Below are 20796 nucleotides of genomic sequence, written 5' to 3' on the forward strand. Positions count from 1 at the left end.
AGAGCAGATATTATATCTGCTCTTTTTCATCATCAAAGAAAAAGTCGTCGTCTTTGATCGGCTCAACGGTCGCCTTTTTGTACCCGTTCCCCTTCATGGAGAAGAAGTCATGTGATTTTGTTTTTGTATTTAATCCGTTTAAAACGATCGGATTAATATCTTCCTCTTCAAAGTACGCATCAAATCCAAGGTTCATCAGCGCTTTATTCGCATTATAGCGAATGAACTTCTTGACATCGTGTGAGAGTCCGACTTGGTCATATAAGTCCTCGGTATACTCAAGCTCATTCTCATAAAGCTCATTCAAAAGGTCAATGGCAAATTCGCGAAGTTCTGCTTTTGTCTCTTCTGTCTGCTTATTGTAGATTTCCTGAGCGAGAAGTCCGACATAAACACCGTGAATCGCTTCATCACGAAGGATCAGGTTGATGATTTCACCGCTTTGCATCAGTTTTCCTTGTCCGTAGAAATATAACGGATAATAGAAACCGCTGTAGAATAGGAAGCTTTCTAAATACACAGATGCAACCATGGCTTTGAACAGTGAAATCTCGTCATCTTTTTTAATCGCTTTGTAGAGTCCGACGATGATTTGCGCTTTTTTCTGCAAAAATTTGTTTTGTTTGACCCATTCAAATACTTCATTAATCGTTTCAGTCGGTGCCAGTGTCATGAAAATATTAGAGTACGATTTTGCGTGAACGGCGTTCTCCATCATCGCCATAAAATTCAGCACGGCTTTCCGCTGGTGGCCGTCTACGTGTTCAGCCACGATCGGCATTCCTGTATTCCCCTGCTCTGTATCAAGAAGAGTCAATCCGGCCAGTACCTTCATATACGTGTCTTGCTCGTTTTTCCCGAGGTACTTCCATGTGAGGAGATCGCCGTTTAAAGCAATCTCTTCCGGAAGCCAGAACTGTTTCACATTTTGGTTATAGAACATTTGGGTAAAGTCGTCTTCATGCTTTGACCAGTTTGCTGCGTCATAAATTTTCGTCACTATAAACTCTCCTTTAATCAAACAACACAAGAAAGGCAGCTGTCTTGCCCAGTATCTTTCGTTCTTGCATAGTAAATGGTTTTAATTCCTCTGTGATGTGCATACAAATCAATCCGGTTTAAATCACGAGTCGTCATTGTATCTTTTAGGAACAATGTAAAGCTGATTCCCTGATCAACGTGCTGCTGGATTGTCGCGATCATATCTACGACTTTGAACATATCCATATCATAGGCTTCTTTGTAGAAGAACCAGTTATTAGATGCAAGCCCAGGCATTGGGTAGTACGTTTTTGAGTTGCCGTATGTTCTTTCTTCAATTCGTTCCATAATCGGCATGACAGATGCCGTGCTTGACTGAACGTATGAAATCGAGCCTGTCGGCGCAATGCATAATCTGTAGCTGTGATACATGCCGTGTTCAGCGACAAATGCTTTTAATTGCTTCCAGTCCTCTGCCGTCGGGATATGCATACCTTCAAACAGATTTGCGATTTTTTCGTATTTCGGTGAGAAATCAGTTGAAACGTACTTATCGAAATATTCACCGGTTGCATAGGTTGATCCTTCATATTGATCAAACGTCTCGCCCTTCTCTTTTGCGATCTCCGCAGAACGCTGGATAGAGTAGAAGTTCACCATCATAAAGAATGTGTTCGCAAAGTCGCGCGCTTCTGGACTTTCATACGCGATGCCGTTTTGCGCAAGGTATCCGTGAAGGTTCATCGCGCCGAGACCGATTGATTTCATCGCTTTGTTTGCCCGTCTTACAGCAGGCGCATTACGGATATCAGTCGTTTCAGAAACGTGAGTTAAAGAATCAGTCGCAAGCTTAACAGTCTTTTCAATCGATTTGTGCTCCATCACGTTGAGAATGTTAAGCGATCCCAGGTTGCAGGAAATATCCAAACCGATTTCATCTTCTACATCGTAGTCTGTGTAAGAAGAAACTTGAGATGCCTGCAGCACTTCGGAGCAAAGGTTAGAAAATTTCACCTTTGAAATATGGTTATTCGCATGTACTTTGTTGACATTATCCTGGAACATGATGTATGGATAGCCTGATTCAGAACGAAGCACGGCCAGTTTTTCAAGCAATTTCCGCGGGTTGATTTTCTCTTTTTTCACCCGAGGGTTGTCGACGAACTTGTCGTACATTTCATTCATGTCCATTTCGTCCATGTGCTGTCCGTACTCTTTATAGATGGTATGCGGATAGAATACATAAGCCGCTTTGTCCTCACGCGCAAGCTCAACGAACTTGTCCGGAATGACCACACCGATAGAAAGTGTTTTGACGCGCACATCCTCGTCGGCAGAAATCTTTTTCGTATCGAGAAAATCATTGATATCACGATGGAAAATGTTTAAATACGCCGCGCCAGATCCTTGTCTTTGTCCCATTTGGTCAGCATATCGGAACGCGTTATCAAGAAGCTTCATGACGCCTACAACGCCTTTTGTGGCATTCTCAACATCTTTGATGGCTTCACCTTTTGCGCGAAGCTTGGACAGGTTAAGAGAAACCCCGCCGCCCAGTTTAGAAAGCTGCATGGAAATATCGATCGCTCTTGAAATGTCGTTTAAAGAATCATTGACTTCGAGCAAGAAGCAGCTCACAAGTTCTCCGCGGCGTTTTCTGCCCGCATTCAAAAATGTCGGTGTGCTCGGCTGATATTCCTGATTAATCATCAGGTTCACATATTCTTTTGCTTTCTCAGTGTCGCCGTTTGCGAAGAACAGCGCAACAATTGAGATCCGGTCCTCATAACGCTCGAGGATTTTTTTCTTGTCATTCGTTTTCAAAGCATAGTCATTATAGAATTTAAACGCACTCATGAAGGAAGGAAAACGAAACTTCTTAGCGTAAGCTGTCTTAAACACTTCTTTAATGTCTTCAAAAGAATAAAGGCTTAAAAACTCTTCTTCATAGTATTGATTTTCAATCAAATAATCCAGCTTCTCTTTTAAATCGTGAAAGAATACTGTGTTTTGATTGATATAATCTACAAAATAGCTATGTACAGCCTCTTTATCCTTATCAAACTGAAATTTTCCATCTTTTTGGATCATGATTTCGTTATTTAACTGGATCCATTTTGGCACTTGATTTTGTGACAACTCTTTCTACCTCCTGAGTAAACAATTCAACGTCTTTAGATGTGCCGCTGAGTTCAAATTTGTGCAAAATCGGCACCTGATATTGTCTTGAAATAGTATCGGCGCTTTTCGCAAAGTTATCGCCCCATACTTTATTGCCGCTCGCAGCGACGCCTAATAAGAGATGGGCGTATTTTTCGAGAAATGATTGTGTTGATGCCGGTACTTGGCCGAAGTTTGTCGTGTAGGTGACCAAAACAAACGGAGTGTCCAGATGGTCAATTTCGTCCACCTTGCGGATCTGCTGAAGGCCTATCTTATTTACAAAGCGCTGAACATTCCCTGTTTTTGAATCAAATATGATTTGTACCACGTTTTATCACGACCTATCAAAAAATATGAATCTCTCAACCACTAACACTATATATAGTATACTACCCTCTGGCAAAAACACAATATATAGATTCGTTTTAATAAAAAATTCATATTTTCTCTCTGGCACCCTCATCAGGGCCCAAAAAAGAGAGCAGAACGAGAATCATCTCTCATCCTACTCGAAGTGTCGTTTTTAAGCCGATGTATATCATAACACGAAAAAAAACTGCTTAGTAGTCTAGATTTTTTTTTCTTATACTGTCACAGCATTTTTCGCTTTCGACAGTTTCTTCTATTTCTGCGTCAGCGCCGATTTCTTCTAAAACTGCCTTCAATGCGCTTATAATTGAGGCTTCTCTGATTAATTCTTTTCCATTAACAATAATACTCGTTCCATATTCATAGCAGGAATCGTCTTCACAGATTTCTTCCCAGTGATTGACAATAATCTTATGCTTCATCATTTCACCCTCTGTATGTTCTGTGTCAGTATTCAGTTTAGCGGCCTGCGTCTGCTTTGTAAAATTCCATGCTTGTGAATTTTATTCAAGCCCATCAGATGGATACTCTTTTTTAAGCTTTACCTTGTTATCAGCCTCATTATACTCATAAATTTCTATATTGCCGTCATTTACGATTCCAAAATGGTTATTTTCGAGCGGAAATGAGCTTGGCTGGGGCGTTTCATAAGAATCTCCGCTATCCGTTTCAATCACTGTTTCATCTCTCCCGCACGCACCAAATAATAAAAACACGGCAATCCAGACAAGTGCAATTCTGATTCGTCTTAACTCCGCTTCGAATTCAGAAAACATTCATTAACTCCCCTAACATTCAAATTTTTTACATTATATACATTTCACCCCTTTTTATGTTCTCATTATCAAGTAGACCACGCAAGATAAAATAAACAAGAGAGGCTGCTAGTTTCTCAGCCCCTCTATTTCTTACTTCTGTACATAAATAGATACTGAACCCCCATTTACATGAAACTCTCCCCATCCATCAGAACCAATCGTAACAGGAGCGGAGCGGTTCCCAGTGATGTCATACCATGTCTCGCCGGCATTTTGCTTCCCGACGTACATCCTCTTTGACCCGCCGGAACCGTCTGTGATTAAAGCGGCCAATCCTGATTGGGCGGCCGATTGATCACCTTCCCTCGTCCAGCCAATCACATCCTCATGATCTAAATAATCATGCTGGGTCCCGTATGCATAATGTTTACGTGCTTTTAAGATAGGTTCTATTTTATTTTTGAGCACCGGAATTTCCCTTGATGATGATCCCTTTGTTCCATACATATCTCCATAGAAAACCTGCGGGTAACCAGCCTCTCTCGTTAATATGAAGGCATACGCGAGCGGCTTAAACCATGTTTGTACAGTCGACTCCAAAGATTGCCCCGGCTGTGTATCATGATTTTCCACAAAGGTTACCGCTTGCATAGGATGCTTCGCTACGACAGTGCCATCCAGCAAATGTCTCATATCATAGCCGCCCCCTTGTGAGGATGCAGCCTGCAAATGATAATGAAGCGGGACATCAAAAACGGATTGCTTAAAATCAGTTTTATTCAAATAGTTTTCGAGTTCGTTCAGGTTATTTTGCCAATACTCTGCAACTGTAAACATTTCCTTTCCTGTTGATTGCCTGACTGCCTTTACCCAATCACTCAGAAACGAAAATTTAATGTGTTTAACAGCGTCAAGCCGAAAACCGTCGAGTTGAAGCTCGTTCGCATACCAGGTACCCCATCTTTTTGTTTCTGCAACAACATCCGGGTGATCATAGTCGACGTCTGCATACATCAAATAATCGTAGTTGCCGTTTTCCCTGGATACTTCCCAATCCCATGCCTTTCCATCCCCTTGAAATTTATAGATGCGGTTCAGCTTTCGGGATTCGTCCCAATCTGCTCCGTCGAAATGATACCAATGCCACTTAAAATCGCTGTACGTGCTTCCGCGGCCTGGGTAATGAAAGTCTGTCCATGCTTTTATTTGATACTCTCCTGATATTTCCTGATTCCTATCGTTCGGATTCACTTCGACCGCCCTTACATCTTCTGTTGCATCCGCGCCCGCCTTATGATTCAAAACGACATCACCATATACTTGGATGTTTTGCGAATGCAGGGAGCTGATCGCTGACTGAAGCTCATGCTTTGTGCCGTATTTTGTCCTCACCGTCCCTTTTTGCTGAAATTCTCCTAAATCGTACAAATCATATGGGCCATATCCATTGTCAGATTGACTTGTTCCTTTGTATGCAGGAGGAATCCATACAGCAGTGATTCCGATTTCAGATAAATGCCCCGCATCTCCTTGCAAACGTTTCCAATGTTGTCCGTCATTAGGCAGGTACCATTCAAAGTACTGCATAAGCGTGCCGTTTATGCTTGCTGCCCAAGTTTTAGATACCGGCAGCGTGACAAACAGCAGTGTTAACAAAACCACCAGGCCGCATGATACGGCACTTTTTCGTTTGTGAACCATTTTCCTCTCCCCTTTCCAGCATAATCACAAATCATTGTACCTTAATATGAAATTTACACAAATAACCAAATTCCTATATTTTTGTAATCTCTATAGAAGCTTCTGCGACACAAAAAACCTCGGGCTGAAAGCCCGAGATTCTTCTATTTCTTTATATCTTTGTATGGTCTATTCTAATTCAAGCTGGACGTTTTTTTGCGGTGCAAAAGTCGAGATCGCATGTTTATATATAAGCTGCTGCTTACCTTCCGATTCTAGCAATACGGTAAAGTTATCAAAGCCTTTCACCTGGCCGCGCAATTGAAAGCCGTTCAGTAAAAAAACAGTGACATACGTATTTTCTTTGCGGATTTGATTCAAAAACTGATCCTGAATATTAATCGGTTTCATGTTTCGTCCTCCTTGATTCTCTATATCATACAGTTTCGATTAAAGTTGCAGTTTTCCTGCTATATGTGTGAAAATTTCCTTTTTTTTCAGCTCCATATCAACAGGCGGGGTCATATCGAACCACTCAATCGGCATTTTGTTGCGAAACCACGTCAGCTGGCGTTTCGCATACCGTCTGGAGTTTTGCTTTAATTGCTCAACAGCCTCAAAAAGTGTCACAAATCCGTCAAAATATGCATACAGCTCCTTGTAGCCGATCGCCTGTATCGATTGACAGTCTCTCAATTTTCGGTCGTAGAGCTGTTTCACTTCCGGAAGAAGTCCGGCTTCCATCATCAGGTCGACCCGCTGATTAATTCTTTCATAAAGCGTGTCTCTGTCCATTGTAAGCCCGATTAATACAGCATTGTACAGCAGCTCCCGCTTTTGCTCTTTTAAATGCTGCGACATCGTTTTACCAGATGTATGTAAAATCTCCAGTGCGCGAATCACTCTTCTTGTATTATTCGGATGAATCGCTTTTGCTGCCTCCGGATCAGCCGCGGCCAGCTTAGCGTGAAGGAATTCCGCCCCCTTTTGCACCACAGCCTTCTGCATTTCTTCCCGAAACGCCGGATCGTTCGCCTCTTCCGTAAATGTATAATCGTAAAGGACGGATTGAATGTAAAGCCCCGTACCGCCGACAATCATCGGAAGCTTTCCTCTTTTTGCAATTTCGCTGATTTTATTTCTGACCAAGCCTTGATAATCCGCGGTGGAAAACGAATCTGCCGGATCTAGAATGTCAATCAGATGATGAGGCACACCTTCTGTCTCCTGTTCAGAGATTTTAGCTGTCCCGATGTCCATTCCTTTATAAACCTGCATGGAGTCTCCGCTGATAATTTCCGCGTTCAAAGCCTTAGCAAGCTGAATGCTTAAATTGGTTTTCCCCACTGCCGTTGGTCCGACTAATATGACAACGGGCTGTTTCTTATTTTTCACTATGTATCACTCTCTTTTACAAATCTCCCCCCATTATAGCATTCATCATATATAATCACCTATCCATTTTGCCCTTTTTTTTGCAGCAGTAAACATCTCTTTTACCAGCCAAGAGGCTCATTTCCGACGATCTCCCGTGTCTTGCCTTTCAAATGATGGCGGTGCGTCTTCCTGGTTTGATTTCGGGGATCGTACACAACGCCTCCGTAACGGATCTGAATCGGCTCGTTATAAGCGAGATAAGTGTTTTCTTCAATTTCGTGATAATGCGTGCCGTCAGCCCGTGGAATGGCAGGGCCTGAGATCCCGTAATAGCGGTGGAAATGGCCATTTTCAAAAGAAGTAATCCCAGTGAAATAGTGTGTATGGCGATCCGTATTCGTTCCGTTTGCCGGCTGAGTAAAACCTTCAATGATATGATAATGCCCCTCTTCGCTGGTCGTTTTCGCTCGATAAGCATGTACGTGAGGCGGCGCCTTGGCCCAGTCAGATTGATACAGGCCCAATCAGTTCACTCTCCTTCTTTTTGAGCTGAACGCCCAATCAAATTTAGATAGGCTGAATACACTGCATCATCTATACTTTATTATTGGAGGAAAGAAAAAATGAACGAAGTGGAGCATTTCATTGCTGGAAATGATGCAAGAATCTTTGGCAGACCTGGGTTTGGCTACGGATTTGGAAGACCTTGGGTTAGACCTGGGTTTGGCTATGGCTTTGGACGGCCATTTGGATTTTACGGAGGACCTTTTTTTGGCGGTTTGGTAGGCGGACTTGTAGGAAGCGCTTTATTTAACCCTTATTTTTATGGCGGATATCCATATCCTCCGTACCCATATTACTATTAAACCCGGCAGCCCCTTATAAAAGGGGTCTTTTTTATCCCCCGAACCTGAGGTAAAATGAATCTCTTGACTCATACATAGGTTTACACTAATATTTTTCTAGCTGATGATCTTTTCATTAACTTACATTTATCATATTTTGAGTGAGGGGGATTACGATGATGATCGGATACTTATTCCTCGCAATTGCCATATGCTCAGAATCAATTGGAGCAGCCATGCTGAAAGTGTCTGACGGCTTCAAAAAGTGGAAGCCGAGCGCATTGGTCGTGATTGGTTATTCCCTTGCCTTTTATATGCTGTCGCTGACCCTAAACCGCATCCCTCTAAGCCTTTCATATGCGACATGGAGCGGCGTGGGTACGGTGCTGACGGCCGTGATCGGGGCGAAATTTTTCAAAGAAAAACTGAATGTAAAAGGACTTATTGGGATTGGTCTATTAATTTCAGGTGTTGTGCTGCTTAATTGGCAGTAAGGGAGTGTTGTATATGAGAGGATTTCTTTATTTGGCTCTTGCCATATTATCTGAGGTATTTGGGAGCACAATGCTCAAATTCTCCGAAGGCTTTACACAATTCTGGCCTATTATCGGAGTGGCTGCCGGATTTCTGTCCGCTTTCACGTTTTTAAGCTTTTCTTTAAGAACCATAGACTTATCAAGCGCATACGCCACTTGGTCCGGTATCGGGACGGCGCTTACAGCGGTAGTCGGTTTTTTGCTTTTTGGCGAAACTGTCAGCTTGAAGGGTATATGTGGGCTAACACTCATCATTGCAGGCGTTGTGCTGTTAAATCAGTCAAAAGCCCCTAATAAAGAAAAAAAGCAGACGGCCTGTCATTGACCGTCTGCTTCTTTATGATTGCCCCGATATTTTCACAGAAGCTTCTAGCTGCAATTCGACGTTTCCTTGAATGGCTCGTGAGATCATGCAAGAAGACTCCGCTTTTTCACAAAGCTTGTGGGCTAACGCTACGTCTTCTTTTGAGGCATCGTGTCTGAGGACTACTGCGGGGCGGTGAATGATTTTTTTGTATGTAAAGATCCCTCTTGTCACATCAACTATGCCTTCTGATTCCATCTGCAGATCTTCTTTTTCCAGTCCGCTTCTTTCCATCATAGCAGCAAGTGTAATAATATAACAGGTTGCCGCTGCCCCGAGAAGCATTTCATCCGGGTTGGTCCCTTCCCCCGGTCCGTCCATTTCTTTAGGAATGGAAATAGACGTGATGAGATTGCCGCTTTCGATTGTGCCGACATCATTACGTTTTCCCGGCCAATTCGCTTTTAAATAAAAATGATGATCTGCCATATGATTGCCTCCTTCAATGGATTCCATTTCAGTCTACTGATCTTCCTTGATTTTGTCCTCTGATTTGCTTATTAGGAATATTCTTTTTCAAGTACATGTTTTATCGCGCGAACATAAGAGTAGAATTCACTGGTTTTCGTGTATTTCCTATCTTTATAGTAAAAATCATCAAAAAAGGCTTCTCTCTGTTCACGGCTGATTTCTAGCTGGATACTCAGCCCGGTTTCCCCCTGGTTATTAATGTTATCTGCACTTAATCCTGCAAGGCCGCTTTGAGAGGACGCTAATTCGGCGGAAAACCCTCTTTTTTCAAGAGCTCTGACAATCATTTTCGCCCGCTTACGGTCTGTGCCTCCGACAAGTGTATTTTTGTTTTCTCCTTTATATCCGTGAAAAGCGACAACGTACTGGTGCTCCTTAATCTTCTCTTTAGCCAATGGCTCATCAAAGTTGGTGCTTGTAATGTGCAGCGTTTGATTATCCTGTGACTTTAAGCCCTCAAACAGGTAAGTCGAGTAGTCATTGTTGAAATAACGCACAAGCTCACTTACTCCACCTTCAATTCTTCCGCCGTGCGGAGACATGATTAAAACTTTGCTTCCTTTTTTCTCTTGATACGAAATATCATAATCGGCAGGGTCCTCATTCTCTGCCAGGCTGCTGAAATTTGAATATGTATCCGGCTGGTTAGATGGTTCAGGTTCTAATGAGTAATGAACATATCTTATGAATAAGACTATGGCTAAGACGAATATGACATTTAGTAAAAATCTTCTCATGTTAAACTCCTTTCACAAGAATGGCAAGGTTCATTATATGAGGTGTAGTCAATAGGTTTTATCTTACCATTGTATACACTATATCATCAGTGAAAAAGTTCCCGGTTTCAAAAAATCAATTGAATGTCACATTTATCAGCGGTTATATACAAATATCAGTGAAAAAAGATTGAGAGGAAAAACAAAAAAGGTAGGAACAACCTCACTTGGTAATTAAATGTATAGAGGTATAAGGAAGGTTTTACTAAAAACCAGGCTGTCAGGGATGCTGAAGCCGACAGCCTGTTATAGTCCTGCGAACCGGGGTTCTTGCTTCCTTGTTCGCGCAAAGTCACAGGAGAGGATAGAGTCTAATAAAAACGTTCTGATCTGATGGTTCGTAAAACAAAAAGCTTTAATTTGTGTATTGCTTTTCTGCCTGACGATAATCGTTCTTTTTGTTATGGTGCCGTCTTTCTTCATATATATAATGCAGATCGGTATTTGATCTTCCAAAGACCGGCGTAAGAAAATATCCATACGATCTATCACTCCCTCCTGTTTGATATATATAAATGATAATACGAACAAACGTTCCTTTTCAATACCCAATGATTAACAGTACACATGATTCTTTCGTATCAGATTCAAAAGATTCGTAAAAACAAACTCTTGTCCGCCTCCTCTAAAGGACAAACAAACTTACCAAACATACGATCCACTCATAGAGTATACAGAGAACTTCTTAATAGGAGGAAAATCGATGTTTGGCTACTCTATGGTACAAATGGTGAGAGCAAACGCTCATAAGCTTGATTGGCCGTTGCGGGAAAGCGTCTTGCAGCTCTACAAGCCCTTCAAGTGGACTCCTTGCTTTTTACATCAGTTTTTTGAAACAAAGTTAAATAACAGAAAAAAAATGTCGGTCATCATAGAATTCGAGGAAGGCTGCCATGAGGCAGGCTTTCAAATGACGGGACAGGTTTTGCAAAAAGAAAAACGCAGCAAGCTAAAAAAACGTTTTAACAAAATCAATTGCTGCAGCGCAGAGGTTACCCCTTCAGCATTGCATTCTCTTCTTTCTGAATGCAGCGATATCCGCAAAGTGTATTTAAACCGCGAAGTCAAAGCGCTTCTTGACACTGCAGCCGAAGCAAGCCATGCAAAGGAAGTCGTCAGAAACGGGCAAACCTTAACAGGTAAAGGCGTTACAGTCGCAGTAGTCGATACAGGAATCTACCCGCACCCTGACTTAGAGGGAAGAATTATTGGCTTTGCCGATATGGTAAACCAAAAAACAGAGCCGTATGATGATAATGGACATGGCACACACTGCGCAGGTGATGTCGCAAGCAGCGGCGCGTCGTCTTCCGGCCGTTACCGCGGCCCTGCACCGGAAGCCAATTTAATTGGAGTAAAAGTGCTGAACAAACAAGGTTCAGGCACGTTAGCGGACATTATTGAAGGCGTCGAATGGTGCATTCAATATAATGAAGACAATCCGGATGAACCAATTGATATTATCAGCATGTCCCTTGGCGGCGATGCGCTGCGTTATGACAATGAACTAGAAGACCCTTTAGTCAAAGCAGTTGAAGAAGCTTGGAACGCCGGGATTGTCGTCTGTGTTGCTGCCGGAAATTCTGGTCCTGATCAGCAGACTATTTCAAGCCCTGGTGTAAGCGAAAAAGTCATTACTGTCGGTGCGTTTGACGATAACAATACAGGAAGCAGCGAAGATGATACAGTCGCTTCTTTCTCAAGCCGCGGACCGACTGTATACGGGAAAGAAAAGCCCGATATTGTAGCGCCGGGCGTAAACATCATTTCCCTTCGCTCACCGAATTCATATATCGATAAGCTGCAAAAATCAAGCCGTGTAGGGTCCCAGTATTTCACAATGTCAGGGACATCAATGGCAACGCCAATTTGTGCGGGAATCGCCGCCTTAATACTCCAGCAAAATCCAGACCTAACACCGGATGAAGTGAAAGAGCTGCTTAAAAATGGGGCCGATAAATGGACAGGCGAAGACCCGAATATTTACGGTGCCGGAGCAATCAATGCCGAGAAAGCTATTCCTGGTGAATAAGATTTCATGATCTTCGTGGACACTGCTGGTTCTTTATAAAAAGGGTCAGCAGTGTTTTTTTAGCGTACATAAGCCGCTATATCCAGCAGAGTGTAAAACATAAAACAATTGGGAATAGTACAGTATAGATCAAAAGGAGGAATGACTGATGACACTCAACAACACTGAGCTTTCCGAATGGTTGAGAGAGCGGATCGGCCAGACGCTTGATATTAGAAAAGGCGAGCTGACCAATAACCAAGACGAGATTTCAGATTTGGATCAGATTGTTCTTCACCTTCAAAAAGTGGGCATACGCAGCACAAACCACCCTGACGACTACGTTGCAAATGACGAACTCGTCCTGGAAGGGGAAGGAACAACCTTTACTGAAGCTGGAGACGTACCGCTTCCGCAGAACGCTTATGAAATTCCTTTATTAGGAGATATTCACATTCACCAAGAAAATGGCGGATTGAAGGTACTGACTGATCGTGCGGTATATACTATTGATGTACAAAACAAATGAAGAAACTTTCACCTGTCGAAAGAATACAGCGCCTTTGAAATTGCCCCAAAGGCGCTTGTTTGCATGGAATCATTTTCTTACCCGTAAGCCGATATTTTCGTTATGTTTAAAGGTAAAAGTATATTGTAATTCTGTTATTAGTATAAAAAGATGTATGTACCGCATAAGTAACCATTTTCACCATACCTATCAATATGAAGTTCTTTCATTCTCTCTTCCATTCCCACTTTACCAAACAATATGCGGCCGTTCCATTCTTCAATTCATTCTTGCAGTTACGCTTGATTCTCATAAAAAAGTTATTCTTTTTGGAGACTTGTCCATTCAGAATAACTTTTTGCAGTGACCTATTCACTCTTGGCTGATTCATCAACGCATATAGATTGTAAATGCTGCATAATAACACGTTTGATCCGTTCTTTATTCACACGGCGAGGGTCAAACATCGCATGTAAAGCCAAGCCATCGATTAAGGCGTACAGCCTCTCTCCTTCTATTTCTTTATCAGCATGTTTTTGCAGTAAATGAATCTGGTCCAAGTAGTCAATCAGATTTCGAATTGCTTTGTAAATCTCGTCATGTCCCGCGTCAAACATATTATCTTTATGTCTCGCATAAACAGTAAAAGCAAACCATACCTCCATCTCTCTAATCGTTTCAGCATTTGTCGGGACAATTTCAAGCAGTATGTGTAACACTTTTTCTTTAGGCGGCAAATCATGGGCAGCAATTTCATTAATGCGAGCTGTCACCTTTTCTTTCACAAGTTTCATTGCAAAAACAAGCAATTCATCCTGAGTCGAAAAATAATGGCGAAGCGCACCTAACGACAGTCCTGCTTCCTTGGCAATGTTTCTGACTGAGGCCCCCTCCATCCCTCGTTCTAAAATCACCCGCCATGTCGCTTCTGCAATGTGTTTTCTTCTTTTTTCATGGTCAATTTGTTTTGGCATGTCTTTATTTTACCAAGAAAAAAATCGGAGAGCAATTTTTATAATACAGTTGTTTTATAAAAACGCAGATGGTAAAATCATATTAAATAATACAACTGTATTGGAAAGAGGGGAACAGATTGAACAGTGTCGCTTGGATGATTGTCTTCTGTGAAATAGCATTTTGGGTTGTAATTGTGTTAGGCCTTGTCGTACGCTATCTATTCAAACAAGATAAATTAGGGCTGCTTCTTTTTGCCTTAACCCCTGTCATTGACCTGATTTTGTTAATAATGACGTCCGCGGACTTATACGGCGGAGCCGTTGCGACTACTGCACACGCGATTGCGGCAGTGTACATTGGCGTATCGATCGCTTTCGGCAAGCAAATGATCCAATGGGCGGATGAAAAATTCCGTTATTATGTAACAAAGCAAGGCTCAAAACCGCTTGTGCGCTATGGAATGGATCATGCGAAACATTATGCGAAAAGCTTGATCAGACATGTGCTCGCTTATCTTATTGGTGCCGGGCTGCTCGCCGGAATGATTTATTTTATTGATGATGATGCTCGAACCGAAGCGCTGAGCAGTATTTTAAAGCTATGGACAGTGATTCTCGGCATTGATTGCCTGATCACCGCCAGTTATTTTATCTGGCCGAAAAAAGCGAAAACTTCGAAAAATCTCAGAAGTTAAAATTAGTCTCGCAAAAAATCCTTTTTCAATAGAAAAAGGATTTTTTCACTTTTGTAAATATATGTTACACTTTATGCAAGTCATCTAGATAAGGAGCTTATATGAAAAAACCTCTGCTTTCTCAGTATACCTGTCGGATTTTCGCTTTTTCATTAGGCACTTGCCTAGGAATACATATTCTATTTTTATTAATATCGGTATATTCGGATGAGTTCCGCTGTATTGTGAATCATTAACATAAAGGAGTGTAATACGTGAGCCAGAAAGAACATGACACGCCATTTAAAGACTTAAAACCAAGCTCAAAAATAACAGTGATTGTATCCATTGGACTCCTTATCACAATTGCAGCCGCTGTGATTTTCGGCGGTTATTTCTTCGGCATAAAAGGGCTATTTACCATCCTCGGCATCACATACGATTCCAATCAAACCTTATTGTTTTTTATATTGGGATGCTTTGCTGCCGGACTGGTCATAGATCCTCTAACAAAAGTCGTTTCTCTGATCATGATCCATTCGCTTTCTATGAGAAAAACAGCACTTTTCGCATTTGTCCTTTATTTCATCGCTAATTTTATAACGATTTGTTTAGTAGATTACTTTATGGATTCTATTTATATTCCGGACGCATTACTCTTTGTCATATCAGCATTTATAGCGTTGATTGAACTAGCATTTGATCATCAGCCTAAATCATAACCTGATAAAAAACCGCTTGTGATTGATTCAAGCGGTTCTATGCTTTAAAGACATTTTCATCGCCTAACTTTCCTATATAGTCAACGAGAAAGTGTAAAACAATAAGAGGAATGATGGAACCTAGAATGATAGAAAGTGAGCAAAACAAAAATCCAAAACATGACGTCCTCACAACCCCCTGCCAAAACCCTTGATACGTGTGGGCTAATCCAAATATCAGAGAGGCAGCAAGGACAACAATCCAAATTGAAAGTGAAGGAAATAAGGCTGCCAGAGCAAACAGCAAAAATCCTCTGTAAATCAACTCCTCCGTTATCCCCGCATTTAAAGAAACATAGTTCCATATTCTTTTTTCCTTCAAGGTTATCGGCAATATGTCACCAATATCAGATTTCTTCATTTCTTCAGCTTTTTTCTTGGACAAGTCATGTTTTACCTTTTGGCTGCACCAATAGCCGATCATACAATACAGAACAAGCACAAAATAGAGAATACCCAGCCCTAGAAAAATATAAGACGCAAATGAACCAAGCGTTCCGGTACGAATGGCCGGTATCGTTATCCCCATTTGTTTGAGAGACAAATCGGTGCATACAGCTAAAGTGAGTATAAACAAAGCTGGAACCCACAAGCCGACCATTACATCTTTGTAATATTTTATCTTTGCACTTTCGCTTCTTTTCATATTCTGTTTAAACTTCTGAAAATGATAAAACCCAAAAATCGGCTCATAGGTTAACAAAAACAGAATGACAATCCAAAAAACGATCTCCATGACATACCGCCTTCCTCTATAAGAGTAAAACGTATCAGCATACCGAGAGCCGTTGAAATACCTTGCAGTATTACGACGACATCCTCATCTGCAGTAAATGTACTGAACAATGCACAGCCAAGATACACTAAAAAGGAGAATTGCTCTTTGTTTTGACCTGAAAATGATGATAAGTTTTTAAAAAAGCCCGCTTAAATCGCGGGCTTTTATCCTAACGTAAAGGCATTGAACATTTACTACATCACACGCTTAAACATCTTTTCCATCTCATACGTGGAATGATGAATCATAATCGGACGGCCGTGCGGGCATGTAAATGGGTCTGATGTGCTTCGGAGATCGTCCAGAAGCGCTTTGATCTCGTCGTTTCTGAGGTGGCGGTTTGCTTTGATGGAACCTTTACAGCTCATCATAATCGCCGCTTCTTCACGCAGCTTTTTAATATCAATGTTTTTCGAATCGAGCACCTGCTGAATGATTTCTTCTATCAGCTCGGCTTCTTCTCCTTTTGGAAACCAAGCCGGGTGGCAGCGGACGATGTAACTGTTCGAGCCGAAAGACTCTAAAAAGACACCTACGCTTTCGAGTTCTTGTTGATGCTGTTCGATAATGAGTGCCTCGTTCGTGGAATAATGGAACGTGAGCGGCACGATCATGTCCTGCACCTCAGGCTCAACCTCCCCGACCTTTTCACGAAAATATTCGTATTTAATACGCTCTTGGGCTGCATGCTGGTCGATAATATATAAGCCGTTTTCGTTTTGCGCCAATATATAGGTCCCATGCATCTGGCCGATCGGGTACATGATCGGAACACGTTCAGATGATGTCTGCTGCTGTTCCTGAGCGGGCTCCTGTTCGAATCCTTCAGACCATTCTTCTGTAACAGCATGCTCTTCCATCCTTTGTTTCGTTTCAGCCACAGAATGAGTTTCAAGCTGCTCTGAAGGCAATTCGTCTTCTATCTCAACTGGTTCTTTGACAACTGAGCTGAGTTTCATTGGTGAATACGAAGGCACAGGCGCTTTTTCCGGTATTTTTCTTTCAGCAGGCTTTTCATCAAAGGTTATGAACTGCTGTTCATTTTTGATGACAGGTGCTGATTTTTTCGGGAGCTGAGCACTCGGTATCAGCTGCTGGTGTTTAAATACATCTTTTATGCCGTCACGAATTAAGTCGTGCAGCTCTGTTTCCTTGCTGAGACGCACCTCAAGCTTCGAAGGGTGCACGTTGACATCGACTAAAATCGGGTCCATGGTGATTTCTATAAAAGTGATCGGATGGCGCCCGATTGGCAGAAGTGTGTGATATCCTTCGTGCACAGCCTTGACAAGCGGGAAATTTTTAATATAACGGCCATTAATGACAGACGACATGTAATTTCTCGATGCCCGCGTAATCTCTGGCAGCGCGATATATCCCTTTACTTCAAAATCCAGTGAGCTGACATGAAGCGGCAGCATTTTTTTAGCGACAGCCGTACCGTAAATCGCGGCAAGGACATGGCGCACATCTCCATTTCCGTTCGTTTGGAGAAGGTTTTTTCCATGATGGCGAAGGCGGATCGATACCTCTGGATGTGCCAGCGCAATCCGATTGACCACATCCGTAATATTCCCAAGCTCTGTATGAACGGTTTTCATATATTTCAAGCGGGCTGGTGTATTAAAAAACAGATTGGACACGACAATTTCCGTTCCCTTCCTGCTTGAGGAACGCGATTCAGAAATGATGTTTCCGCCTTGAAGCATGAGCTTCGTCCCCGCTCCTTCTCCCGTGCTTGTCGTAATCTCAAGATGGGAGACTGACGCAATACTCGGCAGTGCCTCTCCCCTGAATCCAAGCGTTCTCACTCTGAATAAATCATTTTCATCTTTTATTTTACTTGTTGCGTGGCGGCGGAAGGCACGCTTGCAATCATCATTTTCCATTCCTTCTCCATTATCCAGAACACGAATGGATGCAAGACCGGCTTCCTCAATGTCGATTTCAATGACTGTGCTGTCAGCATCTATGGCATTTTCTACCAATTCTTTGACAACTGAGGCGGGCCGTTCCACAACCTCGCCCGCCGCAATTTTATTAGAAAGTTCATCTGACAGCTGGATGACTTTTGCCACATTCATCACCCCGTTTTAATGTAATTTCTTTTGCAGCTTGTACATTTCATTCATCGCTTCCAGCGGTGTCATATCAAGTATATTCAGAGATTTAAAGACATCAAGTACTTGCTTTTCTTTTTTAGAAAGCTTTGGTGATGCAGCCGGTTTATCCGATTCGCCAAAGAAGGACAGCTGTGCCGGCTCTTCTTTCACCTCATGTTTCTGCACTGGCACTTCTGGTTTATTCCCTGAATGCTCAAGTTCTTTTAGAATGTCTTGAGCGCGTGAAATCAGATCTGCCGGCAGCTCAGCCAGCTGGGCGACATGGATACCGTAGCTTTTGTCAGCTGCCCCTTCTTTAATTTGATGAAGAAAGACAACCGTTCCATTATATTCCTCAGCACGAACATGGACGTTTTTCAGCTGCGGAAGCTTTTCTTCAAGAACCGTCAGCTCATGATAGTGCGTACTAAACAGCGTCTTGGCGCCGATATGGTCATGAACATATTCAATAATCGCTTGCGCAAGGGCCATGCCGTCATATGTGGACGTTCCCCGCCCGATTTCATCAAACAGAATGAGGCTGTTTTTTGTTGCATTTACAATCGCATTTTTGGCTTCAAGCATTTCCACCATAAATGTACTTTGTCCGGAAATCAAATCATCCGCCGCGCCGATTCGGGTGAAAATTTGATCAAAAATCGGAAGCATAGCTTTTTTCGCGGGCACAAAGCAGCCAATTTGCGCCATAATAGAGATGAGCGCGATTTGTCTCATGTATGTGCTTTTCCCCGACATGTTCGGACCGGTAATGAGCAGCATCTGTCTGTTGCCGCCCATCACACAGTTGTTAGGCACATATTCCTGGCTGTCCATTACTTTTTCAACAACCGGGTGTCTGCCCTCTATGACCTCAACTTCATCTTTAGAAAACTCTGGTTTTGTGTAATGACGATTTTCACTGATTGTCGCAAAGCATTGCAGCGCATCGAGCTCACTCATCTGTTTGGCGAGCTGCTGCAAACGTGGAATATACAATTTCACTTTCTCACGCAGCTCGGTGAACAGCTCGTATTCCAGCTCACAGATGTTATTTTCCGCTTCCAAAATGAGCGCTTCTTTTTCTTTTAATTCAGGTGTAATGTAGCGTTCTGCATTCGTTAGCGTCTGCTTCCGCTCATAACGCCCTTCTTCAAGAAGGTGCAAATTCGCCTTTGTCACTTCAATATAATAACCAAATACTTTATTGAAGCCGACCTTTAATGACCGAATGCCTGTATATTCACGTTCCTGCTGTTCAAGGCGGGCAATCCAGTCTTTCCCGTTTCTGCTTGCATCGCGGTATTCATCGAGCTTTTGATTGTACCCGTCTTTGATCAGGTTTCCTTCCTTTACTGATAACGGAGGGTTTTCGTAAAGGGCTTCTTCCAGTAATGCCAGAACATCACCGCACGGGTCAATCCGCTCCGCACGTTCCTTCGCTTTCTTATGAGCCAGCGAAGCAACAAGCTGTTTAATGCCGGGCACTTGCTTTAATGATTCCTTCAGCTGAATGAGATCCCGCGCATTGACATTTCCGAATGCCACACGGCCTGCGAGGCGTTCTAAATCATAGACTTCCTTTAAACGCTCGCGCAGATCCTCCCGTTCAAAGAAATGAGACATCAATGTTTCTACCATTTCCTGGCGCTCTTCAATTTGATTCACTCTGATAAGCGGACGGTCAATCCACTGTTTCAGCAGCCGCCCCCCCATCGCTGTTTTTGTTTCATCAAGCAGCCATAGCAGGGAGCCTTTTTTATTTTTTGAACGGATCGTTTCGGTCAGCTCCAAATTTCGCTTGGAGTATAAGTCGATTTTCATGGCTTCTTCAAGCTCATACACTTGTACAGGCTGAAGGTGATCTAAGCTCCGTTTCTGAGTCCTTTTCAGATACGTATATAAACGGAGAAATGTATTCGTTATGTCCTGGTTCTGTAAATGCTCAATAATCTGAACGTGCTCATCCGTTTGCCCATCTTCAATTGAAATGGTAGCGCCGCACCGCTCCTTCAGCTGAGCAACCGTTTTTTCATCAAGGCTTCCCGATACGACAATTTCCCGAGCGCCAACTGAATAAATTTCTGATATGACGTCTTCCAGCCGTTCAATTAAAACAGCCAAATTTTCACCCGTTGTTAAATCGGACAGGGCCAGTCCGTATCCGTTTGAGCATGACGAAACTGATGCAATAAAATTGTTTTCTGACTCATGGATGCCTTTTCCATCCATTACAGTTCCGGGCGTAATCAGCTGAACGACTTCACGTTTGACGACGCCCTTTGCAGCCTTTGGATCTTCGGTCTGTTCGCATATGGCTACCTTGTATCCTTTTTTAATAAGCTGCTCAATGTATGCCGAAGCAGAATGATACGGCACACCGCACATCGGTATTTTTTCAGCGGCGCCTCCATCTCTGCTTGTTAACGTTATTTCCAGCTCTTGTGACGCTTTTTTAGCGTCCTCAAAAAACATTTCGTAAAAATCACCGAGACGAAAAAATAAAAAGGCATCCTGGTGCTCTGCCTTTATTTTTAAATATTGCTGTATCATAGGCGTATAAGTAGCCATTGTTTAATCCCTCACTATGTATCAACGTTTCTATTTGCCAGCCTTCATTATAACATAAACAGAAAGTGTTAAAAGAATGATATGTCTATATAAAAAAAGAGACTTGGGGTACCGACTC

General features: G+C 42.5%; 23 protein-coding genes. 7 read left to right on the top strand and 16 right to left on the bottom strand.

Annotated features, from left to right (window positions below; genetic code table 11):
• Positions 1 to 10: 10 nt before the first annotated feature.
• From nrdF to NST16_RS08770, 9 genes are all read right to left on the bottom strand, one after another.
• On the bottom strand, positions 11 to 1000 hold the full coding sequence (gene nrdF / locus NST16_RS08730) for a class 1b ribonucleoside-diphosphate reductase subunit beta (protein ID WP_010334338.1): 990 nt from the start codon (positions 998 to 1000) through the stop codon (positions 11 to 13).
• A 17-nt stretch (positions 1001 to 1017) separates the two neighbouring features.
• Positions 1018 to 3120 (bottom strand): class 1b ribonucleoside-diphosphate reductase subunit alpha, encoded by a 2103-nt coding sequence (nrdE, locus tag NST16_RS08735; protein WP_010334337.1) that lies wholly within the window; start codon positions 3118 to 3120, stop codon positions 1018 to 1020.
• Positions 3080 to 3472: a class Ib ribonucleoside-diphosphate reductase assembly flavoprotein NrdI gene (gene nrdI, locus NST16_RS08740; protein ID WP_168747910.1), complete on the bottom strand. Its 393-nt coding sequence runs from the start codon at positions 3470 to 3472 to the stop codon at positions 3080 to 3082. The genes nrdE and nrdI overlap by 41 nt, the downstream gene beginning before the upstream one ends.
• A 232-nt stretch (positions 3473 to 3704) precedes the next feature.
• Positions 3705 to 3935: a hypothetical protein gene (locus NST16_RS08745; RefSeq protein ID WP_024121497.1), complete on the bottom strand. Its 231-nt coding sequence runs from the start codon at positions 3933 to 3935 to the stop codon at positions 3705 to 3707.
• 81 nt (positions 3936 to 4016) lie between these two features.
• Complete coding sequence (locus NST16_RS08750) at positions 4017 to 4289, bottom strand: YmzC family protein (RefSeq protein WP_268450496.1); 273 nt, start codon at positions 4287 to 4289, stop codon at positions 4017 to 4019.
• A gap of 132 nt (positions 4290 to 4421) precedes the next feature.
• Positions 4422 to 5972: an alpha-amylase gene (amyS, locus tag NST16_RS08755; protein WP_168747907.1), complete on the bottom strand. Its 1551-nt coding sequence runs from the start codon at positions 5970 to 5972 to the stop codon at positions 4422 to 4424.
• Positions 5973 to 6140: 168 nt separating this feature from the next.
• Positions 6141 to 6362 carry an RNA chaperone Hfq gene (hfq, locus tag NST16_RS08760; protein WP_003221097.1) on the bottom strand — a complete coding sequence of 74 codons (222 nt, stop codon included), beginning with the start codon at positions 6360 to 6362 and terminating at the stop codon, positions 6141 to 6143.
• A 39-nt stretch (positions 6363 to 6401) separates the two neighbouring features.
• The gene (miaA, locus tag NST16_RS08765; protein ID WP_326202451.1) at positions 6402 to 7346 is read right to left on the bottom strand and encodes a tRNA (adenosine(37)-N6)-dimethylallyltransferase MiaA; all 945 of its coding nucleotides are present in this window, start codon (positions 7344 to 7346) and stop codon (positions 6402 to 6404) included.
• Positions 7347 to 7447: 101 nt separating this feature from the next.
• Positions 7448 to 7852, bottom strand: coding sequence for a YmaF family protein (locus NST16_RS08770; RefSeq protein WP_029441282.1), 405 nt, complete (start codon positions 7850 to 7852; stop codon positions 7448 to 7450).
• 99 nt (positions 7853 to 7951) lie between these two features.
• Here NST16_RS08770 and NST16_RS08775 point away from each other — a divergent pair, with 99 nt between their 5' ends.
• From NST16_RS08775 to erbB, 3 genes are all read left to right on the top strand, one after another.
• Complete coding sequence (locus tag NST16_RS08775) at positions 7952 to 8194, top strand: hypothetical protein (protein ID WP_010334330.1); 243 nt, start codon at positions 7952 to 7954, stop codon at positions 8192 to 8194.
• Positions 8195 to 8349: 155 nt separating this feature from the next.
• A complete protein-coding gene (erbA, locus tag NST16_RS08780; protein ID WP_340885757.1) occupies positions 8350 to 8667 on the top strand; it encodes an SMR family multidrug efflux transporter EbrA in 318 nt (105 codons plus the stop codon).
• A 13-nt stretch (positions 8668 to 8680) separates the two neighbouring features.
• Positions 8681 to 9034 carry an SMR family multidrug efflux transporter EbrB gene (gene erbB, locus NST16_RS08785; RefSeq protein ID WP_168747902.1) on the top strand — a complete coding sequence of 118 codons (354 nt, stop codon included), beginning with the start codon at positions 8681 to 8683 and terminating at the stop codon, positions 9032 to 9034.
• A 12-nt stretch (positions 9035 to 9046) separates the two neighbouring features.
• Here the strand turns inward: erbB and NST16_RS08790 are convergent, their stop codons facing one another.
• The 3 genes from NST16_RS08790 to NST16_RS08800 all read right to left on the bottom strand — a co-directional run bounded on the left by NST16_RS08790 (position 9047) and on the right by NST16_RS08800 (position 10800).
• A complete protein-coding gene (locus NST16_RS08790) occupies positions 9047 to 9502 on the bottom strand; it encodes an OsmC family protein (protein WP_010334327.1) in 456 nt (151 codons plus the stop codon).
• Between the two features lie 71 nt (positions 9503 to 9573).
• Positions 9574 to 10281 carry a poly-gamma-glutamate hydrolase family protein gene (locus tag NST16_RS08795; protein ID WP_010334326.1) on the bottom strand — a complete coding sequence of 236 codons (708 nt, stop codon included), beginning with the start codon at positions 10279 to 10281 and terminating at the stop codon, positions 9574 to 9576.
• Positions 10282 to 10566: 285 nt separating this feature from the next.
• Complete coding sequence (locus NST16_RS08800; protein ID WP_168747899.1) at positions 10567 to 10800, bottom strand: WYL domain-containing protein; 234 nt, start codon at positions 10798 to 10800, stop codon at positions 10567 to 10569.
• 223 nt (positions 10801 to 11023) lie between these two features.
• On the opposite strand from NST16_RS08800, the gene NST16_RS08805 reads away from it, so the two are divergent.
• Together NST16_RS08805 and NST16_RS08810 are read left to right on the top strand one after the other, a co-directional pair.
• Positions 11024 to 12352, top strand: a complete 1329-nt coding sequence (locus tag NST16_RS08805; protein WP_229150175.1) for a S8 family peptidase — start codon at positions 11024 to 11026, stop codon at positions 12350 to 12352.
• A 148-nt stretch (positions 12353 to 12500) separates the two neighbouring features.
• The gene (locus tag NST16_RS08810) at positions 12501 to 12860 is read left to right on the top strand and encodes a hypothetical protein (protein WP_010334324.1); all 360 of its coding nucleotides are present in this window, start codon (positions 12501 to 12503) and stop codon (positions 12858 to 12860) included.
• A gap of 347 nt (positions 12861 to 13207) precedes the next feature.
• Here NST16_RS08810 and NST16_RS08815 read toward each other — a convergent pair whose 3' ends face one another.
• A complete protein-coding gene (locus tag NST16_RS08815; protein ID WP_010334323.1) occupies positions 13208 to 13813 on the bottom strand; it encodes a TetR/AcrR family transcriptional regulator in 606 nt (201 codons plus the stop codon).
• Between the two features lie 119 nt (positions 13814 to 13932).
• On the opposite strand from NST16_RS08815, the gene NST16_RS08820 reads away from it, so the two are divergent.
• Together NST16_RS08820 and NST16_RS08825 are read left to right on the top strand one after the other, a co-directional pair.
• Positions 13933 to 14490: a hypothetical protein gene (locus NST16_RS08820; protein WP_340885769.1), complete on the top strand. Its 558-nt coding sequence runs from the start codon at positions 13933 to 13935 to the stop codon at positions 14488 to 14490.
• 254 nt (positions 14491 to 14744) lie between these two features.
• The gene (locus NST16_RS08825; RefSeq protein ID WP_168747895.1) at positions 14745 to 15191 is read left to right on the top strand and encodes a YrvL family regulatory protein; all 447 of its coding nucleotides are present in this window, start codon (positions 14745 to 14747) and stop codon (positions 15189 to 15191) included.
• Between the two features lie 37 nt (positions 15192 to 15228).
• On the opposite strand, the gene NST16_RS08830 is transcribed toward NST16_RS08825, so the two are convergent.
• The 3 genes from NST16_RS08830 to mutS all read right to left on the bottom strand — a co-directional run bounded on the left by NST16_RS08830 (position 15229) and on the right by mutS (position 20678).
• The gene (locus NST16_RS08830; protein ID WP_340885774.1) at positions 15229 to 15966 is read right to left on the bottom strand and encodes a CPBP family intramembrane glutamic endopeptidase; all 738 of its coding nucleotides are present in this window, start codon (positions 15964 to 15966) and stop codon (positions 15229 to 15231) included.
• 236 nt (positions 15967 to 16202) lie between these two features.
• A complete protein-coding gene (gene mutL, locus NST16_RS08835; protein WP_010334319.1) occupies positions 16203 to 18086 on the bottom strand; it encodes a DNA mismatch repair endonuclease MutL in 1884 nt (627 codons plus the stop codon).
• A gap of 15 nt (positions 18087 to 18101) precedes the next feature.
• The gene (mutS, locus tag NST16_RS08840; protein WP_010334318.1) at positions 18102 to 20678 is read right to left on the bottom strand and encodes a DNA mismatch repair protein MutS; all 2577 of its coding nucleotides are present in this window, start codon (positions 20676 to 20678) and stop codon (positions 18102 to 18104) included.
• Positions 20679 to 20796 lie beyond the last annotated feature (118 nt).

The organism is Bacillus sp. FSL K6-1005, assembly GCF_038000225.1.
Classification (GTDB): Bacteria; Bacillota; Bacilli; order Bacillales; family Bacillaceae; genus Bacillus; species Bacillus mojavensis.

Bases quoted from the DNA above. Each gene is read 5' to 3' on its own strand.
- NST16_RS08745 (WP_024121497.1), bottom strand. From the start codon at position 3,935: ATGAAGCATAAGATTATTGTCAATCACTGGGAAGAAATCTGTGAAGAC.
- NST16_RS08750 (WP_268450496.1), bottom strand. From the start codon at position 4,289: ATGTTTTCTGAATTCGAAGCGGAGTTAAGACGAATCAGAATTGCACTT.
- amyS (WP_168747907.1), bottom strand. From the start codon at position 5,972: ATGGTTCACAAACGAAAAAGTGCCGTATCATGCGGCCTGGTGGTTTTG.
- hfq (WP_003221097.1), bottom strand. From the start codon at position 6,362: ATGAAACCGATTAATATTCAGGATCAGTTTTTGAATCAAATCCGCAAA.
- NST16_RS08775 (WP_010334330.1), top strand. From the start codon at position 7,952: ATGAACGAAGTGGAGCATTTCATTGCTGGAAATGATGCAAGAATCTTT.
- erbA (WP_340885757.1), top strand. From the start codon at position 8,350: ATGATGATCGGATACTTATTCCTCGCAATTGCCATATGCTCAGAATCA.
- erbB (WP_168747902.1), top strand. From the start codon at position 8,681: ATGAGAGGATTTCTTTATTTGGCTCTTGCCATATTATCTGAGGTATTT.
- NST16_RS08790 (WP_010334327.1), bottom strand. From the start codon at position 9,502: ATGGCAGATCATCATTTTTATTTAAAAGCGAATTGGCCGGGAAAACGT.
- NST16_RS08795 (WP_010334326.1), bottom strand. From the start codon at position 10,281: ATGAGAAGATTTTTACTAAATGTCATATTCGTCTTAGCCATAGTCTTA.
- NST16_RS08800 (WP_168747899.1), bottom strand. From the start codon at position 10,800: ATGGATATTTTCTTACGCCGGTCTTTGGAAGATCAAATACCGATCTGC.
- NST16_RS08805 (WP_229150175.1), top strand. From the start codon at position 11,024: ATGTTTGGCTACTCTATGGTACAAATGGTGAGAGCAAACGCTCATAAG.
- NST16_RS08810 (WP_010334324.1), top strand. From the start codon at position 12,501: ATGACACTCAACAACACTGAGCTTTCCGAATGGTTGAGAGAGCGGATC.
- NST16_RS08815 (WP_010334323.1), bottom strand. From the start codon at position 13,813: ATGCCAAAACAAATTGACCATGAAAAAAGAAGAAAACACATTGCAGAA.
- NST16_RS08830 (WP_340885774.1), bottom strand. From the start codon at position 15,966: ATGGAGATCGTTTTTTGGATTGTCATTCTGTTTTTGTTAACCTATGAG.
- mutS (WP_010334318.1), bottom strand. From the start codon at position 20,678: ATGGCTACTTATACGCCTATGATACAGCAATATTTAAAAATAAAGGCA.